Origin of the sequence: Flagellimonas ochracea, from assembly GCF_009903685.1 — a bacterium.
In the GTDB taxonomy this organism is placed as follows: Bacteria; Bacteroidota; Bacteroidia; order Flavobacteriales; family Flavobacteriaceae; genus Flagellimonas; species Flagellimonas ochracea.
In genome coordinates this window covers 418,846-438,051 of record NZ_JAAABI010000001.1, presented here as the reverse complement: position 1 = coordinate 438,051, position 19,206 = coordinate 418,846, and the positions used below count along the sequence as shown (strand labels likewise).

At 41.4% G+C, this 19,206-nt stretch carries 22 protein-coding genes; 14 read left to right on the top strand and 8 right to left on the bottom strand.

Annotated elements, in window-relative coordinates:
* Positions 1 to 9: 9 nt before the first annotated feature.
* Genes ligA through GTQ34_RS02090 form a run of 3 tightly spaced genes read right to left on the bottom strand, consistent with a single transcriptional unit; the run spans position 10 to position 3,345 of the window.
* Positions 10 to 2,007, bottom strand: a complete 1,998-nt coding sequence (gene ligA / locus GTQ34_RS02100; RefSeq protein ID WP_166522104.1) for an NAD-dependent DNA ligase LigA — start codon at positions 2,005 to 2,007, stop codon at positions 10 to 12.
* Positions 2,004 to 2,861, bottom strand: a complete 858-nt coding sequence (gene prmC, locus GTQ34_RS02095) for a peptide chain release factor N(5)-glutamine methyltransferase (RefSeq protein WP_166522103.1) — start codon at positions 2,859 to 2,861, stop codon at positions 2,004 to 2,006. Before prmC ends, ligA begins: the two co-directional genes overlap by 4 nt.
* A gap of 1 nt (position 2,862) precedes the next feature.
* On the bottom strand, positions 2,863 to 3,345 hold the full coding sequence (locus GTQ34_RS02090) for a GNAT family N-acetyltransferase (RefSeq protein WP_166522102.1): 483 nt from the start codon (positions 3,343 to 3,345) through the stop codon (positions 2,863 to 2,865).
* A gap of 32 nt (positions 3,346 to 3,377) precedes the next feature.
* Here GTQ34_RS02090 and ribD point away from each other — a divergent pair, with 32 nt between their 5' ends.
* Genes ribD through GTQ34_RS02070 form a run of 4 tightly spaced genes read left to right on the top strand, consistent with a single transcriptional unit; the run spans position 3,378 to position 6,523 of the window.
* On the top strand, positions 3,378 to 4,430 hold the full coding sequence (gene ribD / locus GTQ34_RS02085) for a bifunctional diaminohydroxyphosphoribosylaminopyrimidine deaminase/5-amino-6-(5-phosphoribosylamino)uracil reductase RibD (protein WP_166522101.1): 1,053 nt from the start codon (positions 3,378 to 3,380) through the stop codon (positions 4,428 to 4,430).
* A complete protein-coding gene (locus GTQ34_RS02080) occupies positions 4,423 to 5,028 on the top strand; it encodes an HAD family hydrolase (RefSeq protein ID WP_166522100.1) in 606 nt (201 codons plus the stop codon). Before ribD ends, GTQ34_RS02080 begins: the two co-directional genes overlap by 8 nt.
* Entirely contained in the window at positions 5,025 to 5,888 is an 864-nt protein-coding gene (locus GTQ34_RS02075; RefSeq protein WP_166522099.1) for an EamA family transporter, read from the top strand. Before GTQ34_RS02080 ends, GTQ34_RS02075 begins: the two co-directional genes overlap by 4 nt.
* Complete coding sequence (locus tag GTQ34_RS02070) at positions 5,888 to 6,523, top strand: IMPACT family protein (protein WP_166522098.1); 636 nt, start codon at positions 5,888 to 5,890, stop codon at positions 6,521 to 6,523. The genes GTQ34_RS02075 and GTQ34_RS02070 overlap by 1 nt, the downstream gene beginning before the upstream one ends.
* Here GTQ34_RS02070 and GTQ34_RS02065 read toward each other — a convergent pair.
* On the bottom strand, positions 6,496 to 6,894 hold the full coding sequence (locus GTQ34_RS02065) for an acyl-CoA thioesterase (protein ID WP_166522097.1): 399 nt from the start codon (positions 6,892 to 6,894) through the stop codon (positions 6,496 to 6,498). The genes GTQ34_RS02070 and GTQ34_RS02065 overlap by 28 nt on opposite strands.
* A gap of 201 nt (positions 6,895 to 7,095) precedes the next feature.
* On the opposite strand from GTQ34_RS02065, the gene dnaA reads away from it, so the two are divergent.
* From dnaA to GTQ34_RS02050, 3 genes are read left to right on the top strand one after another with little or no spacing between them, the layout of a single operon-like run.
* Positions 7,096 to 8,520 carry a chromosomal replication initiator protein DnaA gene (gene dnaA / locus GTQ34_RS02060; protein WP_166522096.1) on the top strand — a complete coding sequence of 475 codons (1,425 nt, stop codon included), beginning with the start codon at positions 7,096 to 7,098 and terminating at the stop codon, positions 8,518 to 8,520.
* 12 nt (positions 8,521 to 8,532) lie between these two features.
* Positions 8,533 to 8,985 carry a low molecular weight protein-tyrosine-phosphatase gene (locus GTQ34_RS02055; protein ID WP_166522095.1) on the top strand — a complete coding sequence of 151 codons (453 nt, stop codon included), beginning with the start codon at positions 8,533 to 8,535 and terminating at the stop codon, positions 8,983 to 8,985.
* Positions 8,986 to 8,989: 4 nt separating this feature from the next.
* On the top strand, positions 8,990 to 9,718 hold the full coding sequence (locus GTQ34_RS02050; RefSeq protein WP_166522094.1) for an SAM-dependent methyltransferase: 729 nt from the start codon (positions 8,990 to 8,992) through the stop codon (positions 9,716 to 9,718).
* A 50-nt stretch (positions 9,719 to 9,768) separates the two neighbouring features.
* On the opposite strand, the gene GTQ34_RS02045 is transcribed toward GTQ34_RS02050, so the two are convergent.
* The 4 genes from GTQ34_RS02045 to dapF form a co-directional block, all read right to left on the bottom strand.
* Positions 9,769 to 10,413, bottom strand: coding sequence for a lysozyme family protein (locus tag GTQ34_RS02045; protein ID WP_166522093.1), 645 nt, complete (start codon positions 10,411 to 10,413; stop codon positions 9,769 to 9,771).
* 159 nt (positions 10,414 to 10,572) lie between these two features.
* Positions 10,573 to 11,616: an endolytic transglycosylase MltG gene (gene mltG, locus GTQ34_RS02040; protein WP_166522092.1), complete on the bottom strand. Its 1,044-nt coding sequence runs from the start codon at positions 11,614 to 11,616 to the stop codon at positions 10,573 to 10,575.
* On the bottom strand, positions 11,606 to 12,139 hold the full coding sequence (locus GTQ34_RS02035; RefSeq protein WP_166522091.1) for a GNAT family N-acetyltransferase: 534 nt from the start codon (positions 12,137 to 12,139) through the stop codon (positions 11,606 to 11,608). The genes mltG and GTQ34_RS02035 overlap by 11 nt, the downstream gene beginning before the upstream one ends.
* Positions 12,133 to 12,909, bottom strand: a complete 777-nt coding sequence (gene dapF, locus GTQ34_RS02030; RefSeq protein WP_166522090.1) for a diaminopimelate epimerase — start codon at positions 12,907 to 12,909, stop codon at positions 12,133 to 12,135. The genes GTQ34_RS02035 and dapF overlap by 7 nt, the downstream gene beginning before the upstream one ends.
* Positions 12,910 to 13,042: 133 nt before the next feature.
* On the opposite strand from dapF, the gene GTQ34_RS02025 reads away from it, so the two are divergent.
* The 7 genes from GTQ34_RS02025 to rplS all read left to right on the top strand — a co-directional run bounded on the left by GTQ34_RS02025 (position 13,043) and on the right by rplS (position 18,719).
* On the top strand, positions 13,043 to 14,434 hold the full coding sequence (locus tag GTQ34_RS02025; RefSeq protein WP_166522089.1) for a trypsin-like peptidase domain-containing protein: 1,392 nt from the start codon (positions 13,043 to 13,045) through the stop codon (positions 14,432 to 14,434).
* Between the two features lie 128 nt (positions 14,435 to 14,562).
* Positions 14,563 to 16,011: a glyceraldehyde-3-phosphate dehydrogenase gene (locus GTQ34_RS02020; RefSeq protein ID WP_166522088.1), complete on the top strand. Its 1,449-nt coding sequence runs from the start codon at positions 14,563 to 14,565 to the stop codon at positions 16,009 to 16,011.
* A gap of 110 nt (positions 16,012 to 16,121) precedes the next feature.
* Entirely contained in the window at positions 16,122 to 16,724 is a 603-nt protein-coding gene (locus GTQ34_RS02015) for a tRNA (guanine-N1)-methyltransferase (RefSeq protein WP_166522087.1), read from the top strand.
* A 48-nt stretch (positions 16,725 to 16,772) separates the two neighbouring features.
* The gene (locus GTQ34_RS02010; RefSeq protein WP_166522086.1) at positions 16,773 to 17,219 is read left to right on the top strand and encodes a GNAT family N-acetyltransferase; all 447 of its coding nucleotides are present in this window, start codon (positions 16,773 to 16,775) and stop codon (positions 17,217 to 17,219) included.
* Positions 17,220 to 17,246: 27 nt separating this feature from the next.
* Positions 17,247 to 17,921, top strand: coding sequence for a tRNA (guanosine(37)-N1)-methyltransferase TrmD (gene trmD, locus GTQ34_RS02005; RefSeq protein WP_166522085.1), 675 nt, complete (start codon positions 17,247 to 17,249; stop codon positions 17,919 to 17,921).
* A 6-nt stretch (positions 17,922 to 17,927) separates the two neighbouring features.
* Positions 17,928 to 18,239, top strand: a complete 312-nt coding sequence (locus GTQ34_RS02000; protein ID WP_166522084.1) for a hypothetical protein — start codon at positions 17,928 to 17,930, stop codon at positions 18,237 to 18,239.
* Between the two features lie 129 nt (positions 18,240 to 18,368).
* Complete coding sequence (gene rplS, locus GTQ34_RS01995; RefSeq protein WP_166522083.1) at positions 18,369 to 18,719, top strand: 50S ribosomal protein L19; 351 nt, start codon at positions 18,369 to 18,371, stop codon at positions 18,717 to 18,719.
* Positions 18,720 to 19,206: the final 487 nt, after the last annotated feature.

Here is a 19,206-nt window from a genome sequence, read left to right as displayed (position 1 = left end):
TTTTTAAAATTATAACATTTTTAGAAATTCTTCCTCGGATATAATTGGTACCCCCAAGTGCTCAGCCTTGGTTCTTTTGCTGGGTCCCATGTTATCGCCGGCCACTAAAAATGTGGTTTTTGAAGAAACTGAAGAAGCTACCTTACCTCCATTGTCCTCAATTCGTTTCTTGAGTTCGTTTCGACTGATGGATTCAAAGACACCTGAAACCACAAAGGTCTGGCCCTTCAACGTATCGGTTTGGTTTTCCAATTGCGCTTCCGACAAAGAAAATTGTAGCCCGTAAGTTTTTAAGCGCTCCACCAGTTCCACATTGGAAGGTTCTGAGAAAAAATTGACGACACTATCAGCAATCCTATCCCCTATTTCATCCACGGCGACAAGTTCCTCGTGTGTAGCCGCCATCAGGGCATCAATATTTTTATAGGCCTTGGCCAGTTTTTTGGCCACAGTCTCTCCCACATACCGAATGCCCAAGGCAAATAATACCCGTTCGAAGGGGATGGATTTGGAAGCCGCTACGCCATTGACCAAATTTTCTGCCGATTTCTCCGCCATACGTTCCAAAGGAACGACCCGTTCCTTGGTCAATGTATACAAATCCGCATAGTTGGATATCAATCCCTCCTTGAACAACAGCTCTACCGTTTCGCTGCCCATACCCTCTATATCCATGGCCTTTCTGGAAATAAAATGTTGTATTCGACCGGTAATCTGGGGTGGGCAGCCAGTATCATTGGGACAAAAGTGCTGGGCTTCCCCTGTCTTTCGAATCAGTTCGGTACCGCATTCGGGGCAATTTTCGATATATCTTGTGGGCTTGGAGTCTAGAGACCGTTTCGTGAAATCAACAGCGATGATTTTGGGAATGATTTCCCCTCCTTTTTCAACAAAAACTGTATCCCCTACCCTTACATCAAGTTTGGCGATCTGATCGGCGTTGTGCAAAGAGGCCCGTTTTACGGTGGTTCCTGCCAACAATACCGGCTCCAGATTTGCAACAGGGGTTATGGCGCCGGTGCGGCCCACTTGATAGGTTATTTCATTTAAAAGGGTGGAAACCTGCTCGGCCTTAAACTTGTAGGCCATGGCCCACCTAGGAGACTTGGCAGTGTATCCCAACTCCTCTTGCTGCTGTATGTTGTTCACCTTGACCACCACACCATCCGTTTCATAAGGGAGATCATGTCGTTTTATTTCCCAGTAATCGGCAAACTGCATTACCTCCTCGGTGGTTTTGCACAATTTGGCAACAGTAGGTACCTTAAATCCCCAGGAACGTGCTTTTTCGAGTACTTCGAACTGGGAAGAAATTTCCAAACCGTTTCCCACAATGCTATATAAAAGACATTCTAAGGGACGCTGGGCCACCAAGGCGCTATCTTGTAGCTTTAAACTTCCAGAAGCCGTATTTCTAGGATTCATATAGGGATCCTCCCCTGCTTCAATCCGGTCTTGGTTCATTTTGGCAAAACCTTCCAGAGTGAGAATAATTTCACCGCGAATGTCGAATTTGGGAGGATAATTCCCTTTCAATTGCAAGGGTACAGATTTTATGGTTTTTATATTTGCGGTAACGTCATCCCCTTGAAAACCATCGCCCCGGGTTACGGCCCGCACCAATTTTCCCTCTTCATAGGTTAGACTAATGGAGGCCCCATCATACTTCAACTCGCAAGTAAACTCCACATTCACATCGCCCAAAATGCGTTGAATACGTTTTTCCCAATCTTCCAAATCTTGTTTTGAGTAGGAATTATCCAATGAATACATGCGATGCTCGTGCGCTACAGTCTCAAAGTTTTTGGTAACCTCGCCGCCAACACGGATTGTTGGCGATGCCTCATCATAAAACTCTGGATGGTCAGCCTCTAATTTTTGGAGTTCTTCCAGCTTCATGTCAAACTCATAATCGGATATGGTGGGCTGATCTAGCACATAGTACTTATAATTATGTTCCCGGAGCTCTTCCCGGAGGGAGGCTATTTTTTTTTCAACGGTCGTCATTTTTTAACTGCTTTAAGCATTCTGTCGTTACCAAAAATATCTTTTCGCAACTCAATTTCCGAAAAATTATGAGCTTTCAAAAGATCCCATGTTTCCTGGCTTAGGTATTGATTGACTTCAAAATATAGTTCACCCCCCTTTCGCAAGGATTTCTCTGTCAAGCGAACAATGCTTTTATAAAATTTTAATGGGTCATAGTCCGATACAAAAAGGGCAACATGGGGTTCAAACGCTTTGACATTGTTTTTCATTTGTTGCTTTTCGTTCTCGCGGACATAAGGTGGATTGGAAACGATGATGTCAAATTTAGGTTCAAGCACTAGTTCAGGGTCCAACACATTTTCTTTGATGAATGATACATCCACTTTGTTGTTTCGGGCATTTTCTTGTGCGACTTCCAGCGCCTTCTCAGAGATATCCATGGCAACAACGTTTGCACCTGACAAATACTTGGCCAAAGCAATAGCAATACACCCACTTCCAGTGCCAATGTCCAATATATTGAGGTCTTGGCTGCGCTCGACCTGACAATCACTAAGAATCCATTGCACTAATTCTTCAGTTTCGGGTCTTGGAATTAGCACATGTTCGTTCACCACAAACTCCAAGTCCATAAAATGGGCTTTCCCCAAAATATATTGTAGGGGCTTTTCCAATTTTAGGTGGGCCACGGTTTCAAAAAGTGGTTGTTCTTCTTTCTTGGTAAGGACCATCTCAGGTTGGAGTACCAGTACAAAGCGCTCTAGACCTAAAAAATGTTCGATACTTTGGTAAAAAAAGGAATCCACTTCTTCTTTCGGATACAGCCTGTGCAACTCTTTATGGAAAATGTCCTTGATATCCTTTAAGAGCATATCATAATTGTTTAAGCATCCAAACCGGGCAGGAGTAGTGCCCCGTATTCCCCATAGGGGCATCTATGTACTCGAAGCCGTTGTTTTGATACAGTTTTTGGGCCGCTTTCATGTAGGGCATGGTTTCCAAATAGCATTGTTCGAAACCAAATTCCTTGGCTTTGTCCAAACAAATCTTGATCATTCTGTTCCCGATACCTTTACCCCTGGCTTCCCCCAAAAAATACATCTTTTGAAGTTCGCATACATTGCCTTCATAATTTTCTAGCTGGGCAACACCTGCACAACCCACAATTTTTCCTTCCAATTCTACCACGTAGTAAACTGCTTTGGGGATGTTGTAAGTGCCGTACATGTCGTCCAAGGCTTTATCAGCATAGGCCGTTCCAACTTTTGGAACTCCGAGTTCCTCTAAAACTTTCCGCACTACCTGGGCTACCTGGGCATTGTCTTTGGGGGTGATTTCGCGAATAATCACATCCATCGTATTGCAATTTATTGTCCTATTTTTGTTAGGTGAAGATACACCAAAAATACATCCTCCGATGCTTGGAACTGGGCAAAAAAGGGCTTGGAACCACAGCTCCCAATCCTATGGTTGGTTGTGTTATTGTGTGTGATGAAAAGATTATAGGAGAAGGTTTCACAAGCCCATATGGTGGGCTACATGCAGAGGTAAATGCCATCAACGCAGTGAAAAACAAGTCCTTGCTCTTAAAATCAACGCTGTATGTTTCTTTGGAACCCTGTTCGCACCACGGAAAAACACCTCCCTGTTCAGACTTATTAATAAAACATAAAATACCTAGAGTGGTCATTGGTATTGAGGACCCACATGAAAAAGTGGCCGGAAAAGGAATCAAAAGACTGAAAGAAGCTGGATGTGATGTAACTGTTGGTGTACTGGTCCATGCCTGCCGTCAGCATCATAAGCGCTTCCTTTGTTATCACGAAAAAAAGCGGCCGTACATTATTTTAAAATGGGCGGAGACCCAAGATGGTTTCATTGCTGTGGAAAGCGACCAAAGAGTGTCCATACCTGAACCGTTTTGGATTTCCAATAGGTTTTCCAAACAACGGGTACACCAATGGCGGAGCGAAGAGCGAGCTATATTGGTGGGAACAGAAACGGTTTTAAAAGATAATCCAAAACTTTCCACGAGAGATTGGGCGGGAAAGAGTCCTATCCGCATAATTTTAGATAGGAATTTGAGAATTCCTCCAAGTTTTCATGTTTTCGACCGTTCCACAAAAACTTTGGTGCTGACCCAAATTACCGATGCGTCCAAGTATATCAACAATATTGATTATGAGGTTATCGATTTTTCAAAGCCAATGGCCAGAGAAATCTGTAAAATACTTTATCGATATGGCATCACGAGCATGATTTTGGAAGGAGGTTCCAAGACCCTGCAAACCTTCATCAGTGAGGGGCTGTGGGACGAGGCTCGAATTTTTAAAGGTGCCATGCACTTTGAAAGAGGATTGGCCGCACCTAAAATATCAGGAAAATTGAGATCGACAAGCCCTATTTTGACCGATACCTTATTTATATACACCCATGATTAAGAACATCATATTGGATTTTGGTGATGTTCTTATCAACTTGGACAAGACCGCCACAGCCAGAATCATGCAAAGGTATGGATTCACTCGTGTAACCCCCGAACTGGATTCCTTGTTCAAAATGTATGAAAAAGGACAACTGGAAACACCTGCTTTTCTTGAACAAGTGGCTGTACATTTCCCAAAAGCGGGCATGGAAGACTTAAAAAAGGCCTGGAATTCAATATTGTTGGATTTTCCAGAGCACAGACTGCGATTCCTGGAAGGTTTAGCGGAAAAAAATCGACATCGGCTCTTTCTTTTGAGCAACACTAATGCGCTGCACATGGAATGTGTAAGGCAACAAATGGGCAGACAACAGTATAATCGATTTAAGAATGTTTTTGAAGGGTTTTATCTATCCCATGAAATCGGTATGCGCAAACCAGACCGGGAAATATTCGAATTTGTTCTAAAAAAAAATAACCTAGTCGCTGCTGAAACACTTTTTGTGGATGATACATTGGAAAACACAGACGCTGCCATCGAAGTTGGCATTAAAACCTGGCACCTGAAAGTTGGTGAGGAGGAAGTAACCCAACTAGATTATTTTATTGGATGATAGATTTGACACTTAGCATTCTTAGTTCCACGCTCATTTTTGTGGTTTTTAAACTATACGACACATACAAGGTTCAGACATTATATGCCATAATTGTCAATTACCTCGTTGCATGTATTGTGGGCTTATTTTTATATGATGGATCAATACAAGTTGAAGTTTTAGCGAATACATCTTGGTTCTGGGGTCCGGTCGCTTTGGGAATCCTGTTCATTGTCATTTTCAATTTGATGGCTAGAACGGCTCAAGTGGCAGGTGTCGCAGTGGCTTCAGTAGCCACGAAAATGTCCTTGGCCATTCCGGTGGTCTTTGGCGTGGTCCTTTACAACGAAAAATTATCCTTGCTTCAAATATTGGGGGTTATTCTGGCTTTGGTGGCCGTTTATTTGGTATCACTTAAAAGCAAGGCTATAACCATTAGGAAACGGGATTTACTTCTCCCCTTACTGGTTTTCTTTGGTTCTGGAATTATTGACACCAGCATGAAATATTTTGAGGAACGGCATTTGACCGCCCAAGAAGTTCCTATTTTTTCTTCAATGATTTTTGGTTTTGCCGCTATATTTGGCATCCTATTTATCGGGATAAAAGCGATTCGAACCCCGTTAAAACTAAATTTGAAAAATGTCCTCGGAGGAATTGCCCTGGGTATTCCCAACTATTTTTCCATATACTTTCTCATCCGCGCCCTGCAATCCGACATGTTGAACAGTGCCGCCATTTTTACACTAAATAATGTTGCCATAGTATTATGCTCTACCCTTCTGGGCATTTTGGCTTTTAAGGAGAGACTAATCCCAAAAAACTGGGCCGGCATAGCTCTGGCCATTTTCAGTATAATAATGGTAGCTTTGTTTTAATGGTTCAAGAAGATGAATATCACACATTAAAAACACCTTCTGGGGAAATCCTTTTTAAAGAACGAAAAAGTAAATTCTATGCCCAAGCCTTTCCCATTACCTCTGAGGAGGATGTCAAACCCATTGTTGAAAAACTTCGGAAGCGACACCATACTGCAAACCATGTATGCTACGCATGGCAACTGGGGGAAAGGGAGCGATGGTACCGCGCCAATGATGATGGAGAGCCCAAAAATTCAGCTGGTATGCCCATTTATGGGCAAATCCAATCTTATGATATAACCAACGTCCTGGTCACTGTAACACGAATTTTTGGCGGCACCAAACTGGGAGTGGGAGGACTAATTCAAGCTTATCGAACCGCAACACAAATGGCTTTGGAAGACGCCAAAATAATCCGAAAGACCATCATGTCCCACTTTAATCTGCAATTTAGCTATGCAGAAATGGACAGGATAATGCGAACCATCAAACAAAAAGGGATCACCCTCGTGTCCCAAAAGATGGACCTAGACTGTCAATTTTTAATTTCCGTAAGGGCAAGTGAGGGTAAAAAGGTGCATCAGCTTTTCGAGGAAATGCAACATGTATCGATAAAGTGTGCGGATCAAAAATCCAATTTGTCCAAAATATAATTTGGGCACTTGATAGGTCTATTGGTTTTCATATCAACAAAAGCCAAAACCGTATTGGCGCTGGCCAATAGTTCTTGGGATGCATTGAAGATTTTATAGTCAAACTCGATTTTTACCATAGGTAACTTTGCCAAAGTGGTTTCAACCGTGATCAAATCGTCGTACTTGGCAGATTTTTTGTAATCGATTTGTAGTGAAATTACAGGCAACATGATTCCGTTTTCCTCCATACTGCGGTAGGTGACACCCAAAGCCCTAAGCCACTCCACGCGGCCCATTTCAAGATACTGTGCGTAGTTGCCATGATACACCACCCCCATTTGGTCGGTTTCTCCGTAGCGCACACGAAAAGAATAGGAATTTAACCTCATATTTTAAGCGAAAAATTATATATTTAGAGGCTTGGTTAATATTTACGTAACATGCGAAAAAAAAAGAGAAAATTCAATGACAATTTCTTTTTTTTTTAAAAGATTTGTTCACATATTTGTCGCATCCAATGAGCATCTAGATACCGCCAGATGTTTTATCTAAAGCATTGTAGCTAACCAACAAAACAAGGAAAAACTTTTATGAGTGTTACTGCTAATTCCGTATGGAACAATTGTTTGGCTTTTATCCAGGATAATATCCAACCGCAGGCATTCAAGACGTGGTTTGAACCTATTAAGCCCATCAAGTTAACAGACAAATCACTGAGCATTCAGGTTCCCAGCAAGTTTTTTTATGAATGGTTGGAAGAACACTACGTGAAATTGCTCAAAGTGGCCCTTACCCGTGAGCTGGGAAACAATGCAAAGCTCATCTACATTATAAAAATGGAGAACAAATATGGGAACAAGGAACCCTTTACCGAACAGATTCCCAGTAGCAATAGAACCGCAGTGGGTCCACAAGAACTCGATGTGCCCATCACCTCAAAAAGTCCGGAGCTAAAAAATCCGTTCGTAATTCCTGGTATCCGTAACATTAAAATTGAATCCCAATTAAACCCAAATTATAATTTTGAGAATTTCTTGGAGGGAGATTCCAACCGATTGGCACGGTCAGCAGGTATGGCGGTGGCCAACAAACCCGGGGGCACCTCTTTTAATCCTCTCTTGGTTTTTGGAGGAGTCGGTTTGGGAAAAACCCATTTGGCCCATGCCATTGGCGTAGAAATCAAAGACAAGTACCCCGAAAAAACGGTGCTTTATATTTCTGCCGAAAAATTCACACAACAATACATTGAGTCGGTAAAAAAGAATACTCGTAATGATTTCATTCATTTTTACCAGCTTATCGACGTGCTGATTATAGATGATGTTCAGTTCCTTTCTGGAAAATCGGGAACACAGGACGTGTTCTTCCATATTTTCAATCATCTGCACCAAAATGGCAAACAGGTAATCTTAACTTCCGACAAGGCACCTGTAGACATGCAAGATATAGAGCAGCGCTTGCTCTCACGCTTCAAGTGGGGACTTTCTGCTGAACTACAAAGTCCTGATTACGAAACCCGTGTATCCATTTTAAAGAACAAGCTGTATCGTGACGGTGTTGAAATGCCGGAGGAAATCATAGATCATGTAGCCAAGAACATCAAAACCAATATCCGGGAACTGGAAGGAGCCATCATCTCTTTAATTGCGCAATCCTCTTTCAACAAAAGGGAGGTGACCTTGGAACTGGCTCAACAGGTGGTCGAAAAATTTGTAAAAAACACCAAACGGGAAGTGTCCATAGACTATATTCAAAAAGTGGTTTCGGATTACTTCGAGATGGACGTGGCCACACTTCAGTCAAAAACCAGAAAACGGCATATTGTTCAGGCCCGGCAATTGGCCATGTTTTTTGCCAAAAAATTTACTAAAGCTTCTCTCGCCAGCATTGGGTCACAAATTGGCAAACGGGACCACGCCACTGTCCTACATGCCTGCAAAACGGTAGACAACCTCGCTGAAACTGATAAACAATTCAGAAAATATATCGAAGACCTTAACAAGAAGTTTTCTTAATATTTTTGTTGAATGAGTGCCAAGATTTTGATGGTCTGTCTGGGTAATATTTGCAGATCTCCTTTGGCCGAAGGTATTCTAAAATCCAAATTGGATAAAAAAAAGTTTTTTGTTGATTCAGCAGGAACTGCTGGGTACCACGTAGGAAACCCTCCAGATGAAAGGTCTGTTGCAGTGGCTCAAAAATATGGTCTCGATATCAGCAATCAACGCTGCCGCCAGTTTGAAACATTGGATTTTTTGGAGTTTGACCACATTTATGTCATGGACAGAAGCAACTATGCCAATGTCGTACGTTTAGCAACCAGTGAAAATCAGGCTCAAAAAGTGAAACTGCTGCTAGAGGAAGTAGATTTGGGAATAGTTGAAGTGCCCGACCCCTATCATGATGATGCAGATGGATTTGAAAATGTATTCCAAATGATTGAAATAGCTTGTGATGCCATTGCGAAAAAATTGAGTTGAATTTATGGAAGAGTCTAAGCCCAGTCTGGTTTCGGGAAAAGTTTATTTGATTCCAACAACACTTGGGGACAATGCACCTTTGGAAGTGCTCCCTATTTCTATCAAAAGAACCATTGAAAGTATTGACCATTACATTGTTGAAAATGAAAAATCGGCGCGACACTTTATCAAAAAGGTAAGTCCAAGCAAGCCCCAACCAAGTCTCCATATACAAACATTGAACAAATACACGGATTCTGCCGACATCCCAGCGTATTTGGACCCTTGTATCCATGGATTGGATATCGGTCTATTATCAGAAGCAGGCTGTCCTGGAATTGCCGACCCTGGTGCCGATGTAGTCAAAGTAGCCCATGACAAAAGGATTCAAGTGGTGCCTCTGGTGGGTCCCTCTTCCATCTTAATGGCGATGATGTCCAGTGGAATGAACGGTCAAAATTTTGCTTTCAACGGTTATCTACCTATTGATAAAGCCGAACGTAGGACAAAAATAAAACAACTGGAACGATTGTCACGGGAAACGGGACAAACGCAGATTTTTATGGAAACACCCTATCGAAACAATAAACTTCTTGCCGAACTTATCAGAACGCTCCAAAAGAATACAAGACTGTGCATTGCATGTGATATTACCCTTCCATCAGAGTTTATCAGGACTAAAATAGTACACGAATGGAGTGAACTCGAAATCGACCTTGATAAACGACCTACCATATTCATTATACAGGCATAAAAAAAGCCCAGAATATAATTCAAGGCTTTTAACGATTCTTATCAGGATTTTTAAACCCTTGGGTTACGTTTTTTTTGGATTGCCGATATATCATATCCGGCAAACTTTTTCATGTAGTAAGAAATGCTGCTTCCGTAAGCATCGGCAACATCATCTTTTCCATAGGAACGCAAATATTTCTTTACGTTCCCGGCACCTGCCAAATGAGCAGCAGCCAATATGCCAGATTCAGTAATTTCTACACCATTGATTCTTTTTCCTTTGAATCGTTTGATATCACGGCGTAAAATCCATTTGTTTCGCGCAATATTGGTGTCAAACATGACTTCTTGAAGTGCGGGATTCCGCAAAAATTTGTCGGCATTGTAAACCCCCATGAGGTTTAGCGTACTCAATCCGAACTGATATTTACCAAGATAACCGAGCGTATTTACTACGTCGTATCTTCCTTGAGACTCTTTAAAAGCCAATGCATCTTTGAATCCGTTGTAGGAACTTCCCAAAAAAGGAGGTGTCACAACAGGTTGATCAAAGTAATGTTCTGTAATTTGGGGTAATTTGGATGTCAACTCCGAATCCACTCGGAGGAAATCCGGTACTTGCCGTACCTCTTTTCGGTCCAAAGTGTACGAACCGAAACTGGTTAAGATTACAATCATGGCAAGATGAAGTAAAAAACTAGTCCATCTTTTCATAACTTTCATATTTAAGTTTTTACCGTTAGCAAACAGTAAAATTAAATTGGCCGGCAAAGATATGGGGTAACTCTTAAATGGCAAGCATAAAGCTCTTAAGTTTTTCATAAATGACACCCAAAACACGTTAAAGTGCTGAAAATTAACGCCAATGAGTCTTTAACGCATCACATTTTGAGCATTTAACCACCGAATATACTGTGTTTTGTTACGGTTGTGCTGTGCCAAAGTCTTGGCAAAAAGGTGGTAGCCAAAGTTGGATACATCAGCTACAAAAAAGAGGTAATCATGCTTTTCAGGATTTAATACGGCCTCAACTGAGGAGATATCGGGCATAGCTATGGGGCCTGGAGGAATACCTTTATATTTATAAGTATTATAGGGCGAGTCTATTTCCAAATCTCGATTCAGTACCCGCTTGATTATGGTATCGTAGTTTCCCGTTTTCTTTTTAATGGCATAAATCACCGTTGGGTCTGCTTGGAGCAACATTCCCCGTTTTATCCTATTGAGGTATACACCCGCAACCCTGGGCCTCTCATCTACTTTCACAGTTTCTTTTTGCACTATGGAAGCCAACGAGATCGCCTGAGCCGGGTTCAAACCCATGGCTTTTGCCTTTTTCAAACGATCCTCGTTCCAATAATTTTTGTACTCTTTCAGCATCCTATCCCTAAAACTATCCGCCGTAGTATTCCAGTAAAATTCATAGGTATTGGGAATATACATGCCCAATTTGGTGTTTATGTCAAACCCTTGTTCTTGTAAAAAGGCTTTATCATTAAAGGCATTCAGAAGCGAGATACTGTCCGCCTCAATCTGTTGCGCTATTCTGCCTGCAAGATCTTCCAGAGATTCTTGATTATTGAAAACCACTTTAACGGGGATGTTGTTGCTGCGCAGGGAATTGACAATTTCATTATTGTTCATGCCCTTTTTCAACACATATTTTCCGGCTTTGATATTTGTGGTATACCCTTTTCGTTTGGCTACAGCTTCAAAGGTTCCCACATTTTTAAGTAGCGGCTGTATCATAGTTTTCACTTCAGAAAAGGTGGCATCCGAAGGAATGTAAACAAAAGCTTCTTGGTTATTGAATTCGGTGTTTGGGGTAAAAATGGCACTGTAAATCTGATAGGCGATAAAACCGCAGATAAAAAGGCCCAAAATTGCCGTAGCCCAAAGAACTTTTTTAAGATACATCGTCGTTTATCTTTTGAAACAATATTTCATCTTTAAAACCGGTACTCGACCTAATCCACTCTTTCTTAATACCAACTTTTTCAAACCCCAATTTTTGGAATAAGTGAATGCTTGCCGCATTGTCCTCCAATATATTGGCATACACTTGATGAAGGTCCAAAACTGAAAAGGCGTAGTCGCACAACAAAGCAATGGCTTCTGCTCCCAAACCTTTGTTTCTGCTTTTGGTGTTGTTTATCACTATCCCGATTCCCGCTCTTCTATTTTTAGGGTCAAAATTGAACAAGTCAATCAACCCAATGCAAACATCATCCAAATTGCAAATACACAATCGCAATTGCTTTACATCATAAATATCGCGATGGACATTGTCCAAATAACGTTGGAGCATTTTTTTTGAATAGGGTTTTAAGGTGCCGCTGATTTCCCAAATGGATGTGTCATTTTCCAATTGGTACAAGAAATCCAGATCATTCGGCTCCAATGCCCTTAAATAGATATGCTTTCCCTTCAGATTTACCATTCCAGCTCTCCTTTAAAGACTTGAACCGCTGGTCCCTTTAGACTTATATTGGTGTACTTGCCATTTTTATGGTCAAAACTGATACTAAGGCTGCCCCCTCTGGTCTTGACGTCCACCTTGTTTGTCCTTGCTTTGCCTAAATTGTGCATGGCCAAGGCCACCGCGGTCACACCTGTCCCACATGACAGCGTCTCATTCTCCACGCCCCGCTCATATGTTCTCACCAAAAAGCCATTTGCGTCCCCTTGTTCCACAAAGTTGACGTTACTACCCGATTCACCATATAGCCCATAGCGTATTCTTTTTCCCTCATTATAAACATCAAAATCATCCAAGCCACTTACCAACTGAACATGATGGGGCGATCCGGTATCTAAAAAACTATAGACTTCGGTTTCCCTAATTTCTTCTACATCATTCATCTTCAAAGACACTGAGCTACCCTCAATGGTGGCATGGTGCAATCCATCAATGGCATTGAAAGTACACTCGTCACCTACAATTCCAAGATAGTGGGCAAAAGCCACCAAACATCTTCCACCATTACCACACATGCTGCTTTCATTCCCATCAGCGTTGAAGTATACCATCTTGAAGTCCGACATTTTGTCATTTTCCAATAAAATCAAACCGTCAGCCCCGATACCGAAACGTCGGTCACAGAGTCTTTCAATTGATTTGGTATCGTTTTTGTTGAAAAAATCAAGGCGATTGTCAACAATTACAAAATCATTGCCGGTACCTTGATATTTGAAAAATTTGAGTTTCATAACACCTTGCCAAAGGACAAATATAGGGTATTCTTTAGGGAATATTTTGTAGTTAAAAACGAGTTAAACCGCCAGCTTAAAAAGTCAATTCATTTAATTTTGTTGAAGCTTAATGTTAAATAATTATTGAATTATGAAGAGAATAGCCGGATTGTTTTTAATTGCACTGCTTGCAGGTGCCGTAACCCTTGGGGCCTACAAAGCATTATTTGAAAAAGACAACTACAAATGGGTGTCCTCAAACCAAGAAGCGCCATTCTTAAGTACTAGCGCACTACCTACTTCGGCCAAAGGTGCTGGAATAAATGAGGTGGATTTCACCTTGGCTGCCGAAAAAACAGTGAATGCCGTGGTGCACGTTAAGAATCTTTCACTTAGCAAAGGGTCCAGCAGCCTTTCCGATTTCTTTTATGGATTTGAAAGACAACAAACGCCGCAAATCGGAACGGGCTCAGGTGTAATTATTTCCCCCGATGGATACATCGTCACCAATAACCACGTAATAGTGCAATCACGTCAACTAGAAGTGACCCTAAACAACAATAGGAGTTATGAAGCAGAGGTCATCGGCGCAGATTCTGAATCGGACATTGCGCTAATAAAAATTGAAGTGGACGAACCCCTGCCCTACCTGGCTTTTGGAGATTCGGACCACACACGTATTGGCGAATGGGTCTTGGCGGTTGGAAATCCTTTTAACCTGACCTCTACGGTAACTGCAGGAATCGTCAGCGCCAAGGCAAGGTCTTTAGGAAGAAACCAATCCTTTATTCAAACCGATGCCGCTGTAAATCCGGGCAATAGTGGAGGCGCTTTGGTAAACACAAACGGAGACTTGATTGGTATAAACACAGCAATCACTTCACAAACGGGTTCTTATGTGGGCTACGCCTTTGCCGTGCCAAGTAATATAGCACGGAAGGTGGTAGAAGACATTATGGAATATGGCAACGTACAAAAAGGACTGTTGGGCATATCTGCAGCCAACGTCAATTCCAAGCAAGCCATAGAAATGGGATTGAATGAAATTGAAGGGGTTTACGTATCCCAAATAACGGAAGAATCCGGAGCAGAACAGGCGGGCTTGAAAGAAGGAGACGTCATTAAGCAGATTGACAACATAGCTATTTCTAAATTTTCGGAATTGACCGGGTATTTATCTTCCAAAAGACCTGGTGATGTGGTTAAAGTTGTTGTGGACCGCGACGGAAAGCGTGTGACCAAAAATGTGACACTTAAAAAACAACAAACCATTATTCTGCCCGTAACTGGGTTTATGGTGAAGAATCTTTCCAAAGAGGACCGGAAAACATTTGGGGTTTCCAACGGTGTAAAAATAATTGATGTGCCAGAAGGGTATGGAAGATATGATTTAAGAAACAAGGTTATTACCGAAGTAGATGGCAATGAAATCAATAACATTGACGATGCCAAAAAACATTTCGAGCAAATTTCAAGATATGGTAGAACCAGTTTTACCATGATCAATAAAGATGGAGAAAAAGAGCGATTGATTCTTCAATAACAGAAGTGAACCAGTTAACATGAAGGGCGTCCAGAATTGGATGCCTTTTTATTTCCAATTTCTTTTACGAAAACGTTTGAAATAGCTATTTTTGCCGAAATTTTTGAACACAATCGTAACCAATATCCATGAGTGACATCAAGTCTTACGAAAAAGAGCTTGCTTTTCAGGCAGATAGACGAAAAGCGACCACCGAATTCATCAAAATAATCAGTGACCTCTGGTACGACAAAGCCATTGAGGTGGTCTTGTTCAAGAATCAAATCATCGACAAAAATGTAAGCGACATCATCAACTTACACGAATATGCCGGTGAATTTGTGCAAAAACCGATTTCCATCTTTGATTCAGTGGAGATATTGAGGGCCATTAACGATATCAACCTCCCTCCTGCCAAACTTGATATTGGAAAACTCACTTATGAATATCATTCAGATGGGAATACCCATCTAAATGTAAAGGCATTCGTATTGGACAAATTAAAGGATGCCCAGGTTTCCAAGGAAATAAAGCCCAAAGATGTGGTGCTGTACGGTTTTGGAAGAATTGGAAGACTATTGGCCCGGGAACTCATGGCAAAAACCGGGCGCGGTAACCAGCTACGACTCAGGGCTATTGTGGTACGGGGCGCACTCAACGATGAAGTGCTTGAAAAAAGGGCAGCCCTTCTAAAAACTGACTCAGTCCACGGACAATTTATGGGAACAGTGGATGTGGATGCCCAGAATGAAGCACTAATAATCAACGGGACCACAGTAAAGTTTATAAGTGCGGATAAACCCGAAGACATCGATTATACCAAATATGGTATTTACAATGCCCTTATAATTGATAACACAGGCGCATTTAGGGACAAAGCAGCGCTCTCAAGACACTTAGAAGCCAAGGGAGCTTCAAAAGTACTCCTTACTGCACCAGGAAAAGAAGTTCCGAATATTGTGCACGGTGTGAACCATGGGGAGTTTGATCCCGATAAAACAAAAATCTATTCTGCGGCCTCCTGCACCACAAATGCCATTACGCCCATTCTCAAAGTAATAGAAGATTCACTGGGCATTAAAAAAGGGCACCTGGAGACCATTCATGCTTACACCAACGACCAGAACTTGGTAGATAATATGCATAGCAAGTATCGACGGGGACGGGCAGCGGCATTAAATATGGTCATAACCGAAACCGGGGCTGGAGCGGCGGTGGCCAAGGCACTTCCTTCCTTAAAGGGCAAACTCACTTCCAATGCCATTAGAGTTCCCGTACCCAATGGGTCTTTGGCCATTCTAAATCTGGAGGTGAAACAAAAAACCTCAGCAGAGAGTTTGAACACTATCCTTAAAAAGTACGCATTGGAGGGAGACTTGGTAGAGCAAATAAAATATTCCCTAAGCAATGAGTTGGTCTCTTCGGACATTGTGGGAACTTCGGCACCATCCATTTATGATAGTAAGGCAACATTGGTCTCAGCAGATGGTAAGAGTATTGTGTTATATATATGGTATGATAACGAATATGGCTACTCACATCAAGTAATACGTTTGGCCAAGTACATTGCCAAGGTAAGGCGTTATACCTATTATTAATGGTAATTATTGGATTTAACAGGACTAAGGTCAAATGTTTTCTTTTGATTTTTGGTTTAATGGTGTAATTTCGCCCTACCCTTAATCTAAATTAAATAAGAACATTGACCATGAAGCAATTACGTTTTTTATTTGCCCTTGCCCTGTTGACCCCCCTGTTTTCAATTGTGGCCCAAGAGCAAGCCACTGATGAAAAAGATCAAACATTGGTAGGCCAGTTTCAAGAGCTTGAGCGAAAATCGGGCAATTACCGGGCCAACGGAATTCGGTATGAAGTGATAAAGCTTGTCGAGCTGAATCGAATAAAGCGCAACATTTTTGATTCGATCAATACGGCGAATGCAAATATCAAAGACTTATCGGCTACCATTACAGCCAATAAAGCGGAAATTGAAGATCTCAATACCAAGCTTCAGGAAACCACCAATAAACTAAAAACCGTTACATCAGAAAAAGATAGCATCTCCTTTTTTGGTGCTTTGGTAAGTAAAGGGACCTACAAATTTATTCTATGGGCCATCATCTTTGGTCTATTGTTGTTTCTTTTGTTCTTTATCTATAAATTCAGGAAAAGCAACTTTTTGACACAACAAGCGAAGACAGCATTGGCAGACTTAGAACAGGAATATGAAGACCATAGGCGCCGTGCCCTTGAACGAGAACAAAAAATAAGTCGACAATTGCAAGACGAGCTGAACAAACAGAAAAAATAAGAAGAGGCTTCCAAATGGAAGCCTTTTACATTAAAAAAGGGATAGAAAATGATCATTAAAAAGGCTAGTCTTTCAGATTTAAGAAAAATCGTTCCCCTTTTCGATGCCTATCGAATGTTCTACAAACAACAATCAAATATTGAGGATGCCCTTGCTTTTTTAAAAGCACGCTTTGAAAATCAGGACAATGTAGTCTTCCTAGCATTGGAAGGGAACGAACCCATCGGTTTCATGCAACTTTACAAGACCTTTTCCTCCGTTTCCTTGCAATCCTTTTATATTTTAAACGACCTGTATGTAAACCCAGAATACCGAAAGAGAGGTGTAGGCGAAGCGCTTCTTAATTCCGCAAAAACGTTTTGCTCTGAACAAAACGCCAAAGGATTGGCTCTGGAGACCGCTAAGGACAACCCTGCTCAACATCTATATGAACGCATGGGTTGGCGAAAGGATACCGACTTCTTTCATTACTTTTGGAAAAATGACCAGGACTAACCCTTTCTAATCAATTTCTATTATTCCATGCGGATAGACATTATTACCGTATTGCCGGAGCTTCTTAAAAGCCCTTTTGATGCTTCAATACTAAAAAGGGCCATTGAAAAGGGACTCGTGGATGTACATTTTCACAATCTACGGGAATATACCACGGGAAACTACCGACAAGTGGACGATTACCAATTTGGTGGAGGCGCTGGTATGGTACTGATGGTCGAGCCTATTGATAAGTGTATTTCCAAGCTCAAGTCGGAAAGGGAATACGATGAAATTATTTACATGACCCCAGATGGAAAAACACTCAACCAGGGACTGGCCAACGAAATTTCATTGAAAAAAAATCTTATCATTCTCTGCGGACATTACAAGGGGGTGGACCAGCGTGTTAGGGATATGTTCGTGACCCGAGAAGTCTCTATTGGAGATTATGTGCTATCAGGAGGCGAATTGGCAGCAGCCGTTTTGTGCGATGCGGTAATCCGATTGCTCCCAGGAGTTCTAAATGATGAGACCTCTGCCCTCACCGACACCTTTCAGGACAACTTATTGGCACCTCCCGTATATACCCGCCCTGCATCCTACAAAGGAAAAGAAGTGCCCAAAATCCTTTTGAGTGGTGATTTCCCAAAAATTGAGCGGTGGCGTGAAGAACAGGCCATAAAGCGGACCAAGGAAAGAAGACCTGATCTTTTAAAATAGAGACTTATGGAAAACACAGATACTCTAATGTTTGCCGCAGGTGGATTGCTAAACGGCATTGCTTATTTAGTGATCATCGTAGCATGTATCTTACTGGTAGCTAAACGTAAAACTGGAGCAACCGTACTCATGTTGGCTTCACAATTATTGGGATTGCTTTTTTTTGTCGCGAGCTTTGCATGGACCACAATTTCCGCCCATCAAGGAGCCGAATCCTTGGTCAAAACAAGTAAGATAATTGCCATGTTGGGGCCTCTGCCTCATCTTCTTTTTGCCGTAGGCTTGCTTTGGTTTGTGTTTACCTTGGTCAAAAAGTGAAGAAACCAAAATAAATGTTACAACAAAACACCTTGTTATTTATAAATATTACATTATTTTTGCAGTCCCAAAATCAACCTCTGACGAGATACGTGAAAGTTGGTTCTGATAAACACTAAAAAAACAAGCATGGAATCCTTAGTAAAATTTGTTGAGGACGAATTTGTTCCAAAGAAAGAATTCCCAAAATTTTCATCCGGTGACACCATTACCGTGTATTACGAAATCAAGGAAGGTGAGAAAAAAAGAACGCAGTTCTTTAAAGGGGTAGTTATCCAACGAAGAGGGAGCGGTGCCACTGAAACGTTCACCATCCGAAAAATGTCAGGAACGGTAGGTGTGGAAAGGATATTTCCCATCAACATGCCCGCCCTCCAGAAAATAGAGGTCAACAAAAAAGGGAAAGTGCGCCGATCTAGAATCTTCTATTTTAGGGGACTTACCGGTAAAAAAGCACGTATCAAAGAAGTTAGGGGCTAAGAAAGCCGTACAACTTGATAGAATTAAAAAGCACCAAGATAGGGTGCTTTTTTTATGAACAATTGTTAATAACAGTGGTTCATATTTTGTTGATCTTAAATTGGTTATAAAATTTGGATATCTGGATGTTTATCCTACTTTAGTAGAAGAAATAATGAAGGAGATTATATCAAGCTCATGTTTCTTTTTAAAGTTGACGTTCTTTAAAACTGTGGTTTCCCTTTTTAGTTGGTAACACTACTGATCACAAAAGGAATTTCAAATCAAAGCAGGTTTCGGCAGGTTTTGAAGAGAAATAATAAGTTTTATGAGCAAATGGGAGAGCAATTTTCCATTTTGATAGAATTTAGGAAACATTTCAGAACACTTTGCTGGATGCAGTTTAGTTGAAAAATTAAAGGCAACCTGTGGAGTAAACGTTAAAAGGGCAACAGATACAGCTTCGGTTGTAGTTTTGTGGCAACGCAAAATGAAGTCTTTTAGCCCT

Coding starts and splice junctions, on each gene's coding strand:
- ligA (WP_166522104.1), bottom strand. CDS start 2,007: ATGACGACCGTTGAAAAAAAAATAGCCTCCCTCCGGGAAGAGCTCCGG.
- prmC (WP_166522103.1), bottom strand. CDS start 2,861: ATGCTCTTAAAGGATATCAAGGACATTTTCCATAAAGAGTTGCACAGG.
- GTQ34_RS02090 (WP_166522102.1), bottom strand. CDS start 3,345: ATGGATGTGATTATTCGCGAAATCACCCCCAAAGACAATGCCCAGGTA.
- GTQ34_RS02080 (WP_166522100.1), top strand. CDS start 4,423: ATGATTAAGAACATCATATTGGATTTTGGTGATGTTCTTATCAACTTG.
- GTQ34_RS02075 (WP_166522099.1), top strand. CDS start 5,025: ATGATAGATTTGACACTTAGCATTCTTAGTTCCACGCTCATTTTTGTG.
- GTQ34_RS02070 (WP_166522098.1), top strand. CDS start 5,888: ATGGTTCAAGAAGATGAATATCACACATTAAAAACACCTTCTGGGGAA.
- GTQ34_RS02065 (WP_166522097.1), bottom strand. CDS start 6,894: ATGAGGTTAAATTCCTATTCTTTTCGTGTGCGCTACGGAGAAACCGAC.
- dnaA (WP_166522096.1), top strand. CDS start 7,096: ATGAGTGTTACTGCTAATTCCGTATGGAACAATTGTTTGGCTTTTATC.
- GTQ34_RS02055 (WP_166522095.1), top strand. CDS start 8,533: ATGAGTGCCAAGATTTTGATGGTCTGTCTGGGTAATATTTGCAGATCT.
- GTQ34_RS02050 (WP_166522094.1), top strand. CDS start 8,990: ATGGAAGAGTCTAAGCCCAGTCTGGTTTCGGGAAAAGTTTATTTGATT.
- GTQ34_RS02045 (WP_166522093.1), bottom strand. CDS start 10,413: ATGAAAAGATGGACTAGTTTTTTACTTCATCTTGCCATGATTGTAATC.
- mltG (WP_166522092.1), bottom strand. CDS start 11,616: ATGTATCTTAAAAAAGTTCTTTGGGCTACGGCAATTTTGGGCCTTTTT.
- GTQ34_RS02035 (WP_166522091.1), bottom strand. CDS start 12,139: ATGGTAAATCTGAAGGGAAAGCATATCTATTTAAGGGCATTGGAGCCG.
- dapF (WP_166522090.1), bottom strand. CDS start 12,909: ATGAAACTCAAATTTTTCAAATATCAAGGTACCGGCAATGATTTTGTA.
- GTQ34_RS02025 (WP_166522089.1), top strand. CDS start 13,043: ATGAAGAGAATAGCCGGATTGTTTTTAATTGCACTGCTTGCAGGTGCC.
- GTQ34_RS02020 (WP_166522088.1), top strand. CDS start 14,563: ATGAGTGACATCAAGTCTTACGAAAAAGAGCTTGCTTTTCAGGCAGAT.
- GTQ34_RS02015 (WP_166522087.1), top strand. CDS start 16,122: ATGAAGCAATTACGTTTTTTATTTGCCCTTGCCCTGTTGACCCCCCTG.
- GTQ34_RS02010 (WP_166522086.1), top strand. CDS start 16,773: ATGATCATTAAAAAGGCTAGTCTTTCAGATTTAAGAAAAATCGTTCCC.
- trmD (WP_166522085.1), top strand. CDS start 17,247: ATGCGGATAGACATTATTACCGTATTGCCGGAGCTTCTTAAAAGCCCT.
- GTQ34_RS02000 (WP_166522084.1), top strand. CDS start 17,928: ATGGAAAACACAGATACTCTAATGTTTGCCGCAGGTGGATTGCTAAAC.
- rplS (WP_166522083.1), top strand. CDS start 18,369: ATGGAATCCTTAGTAAAATTTGTTGAGGACGAATTTGTTCCAAAGAAA.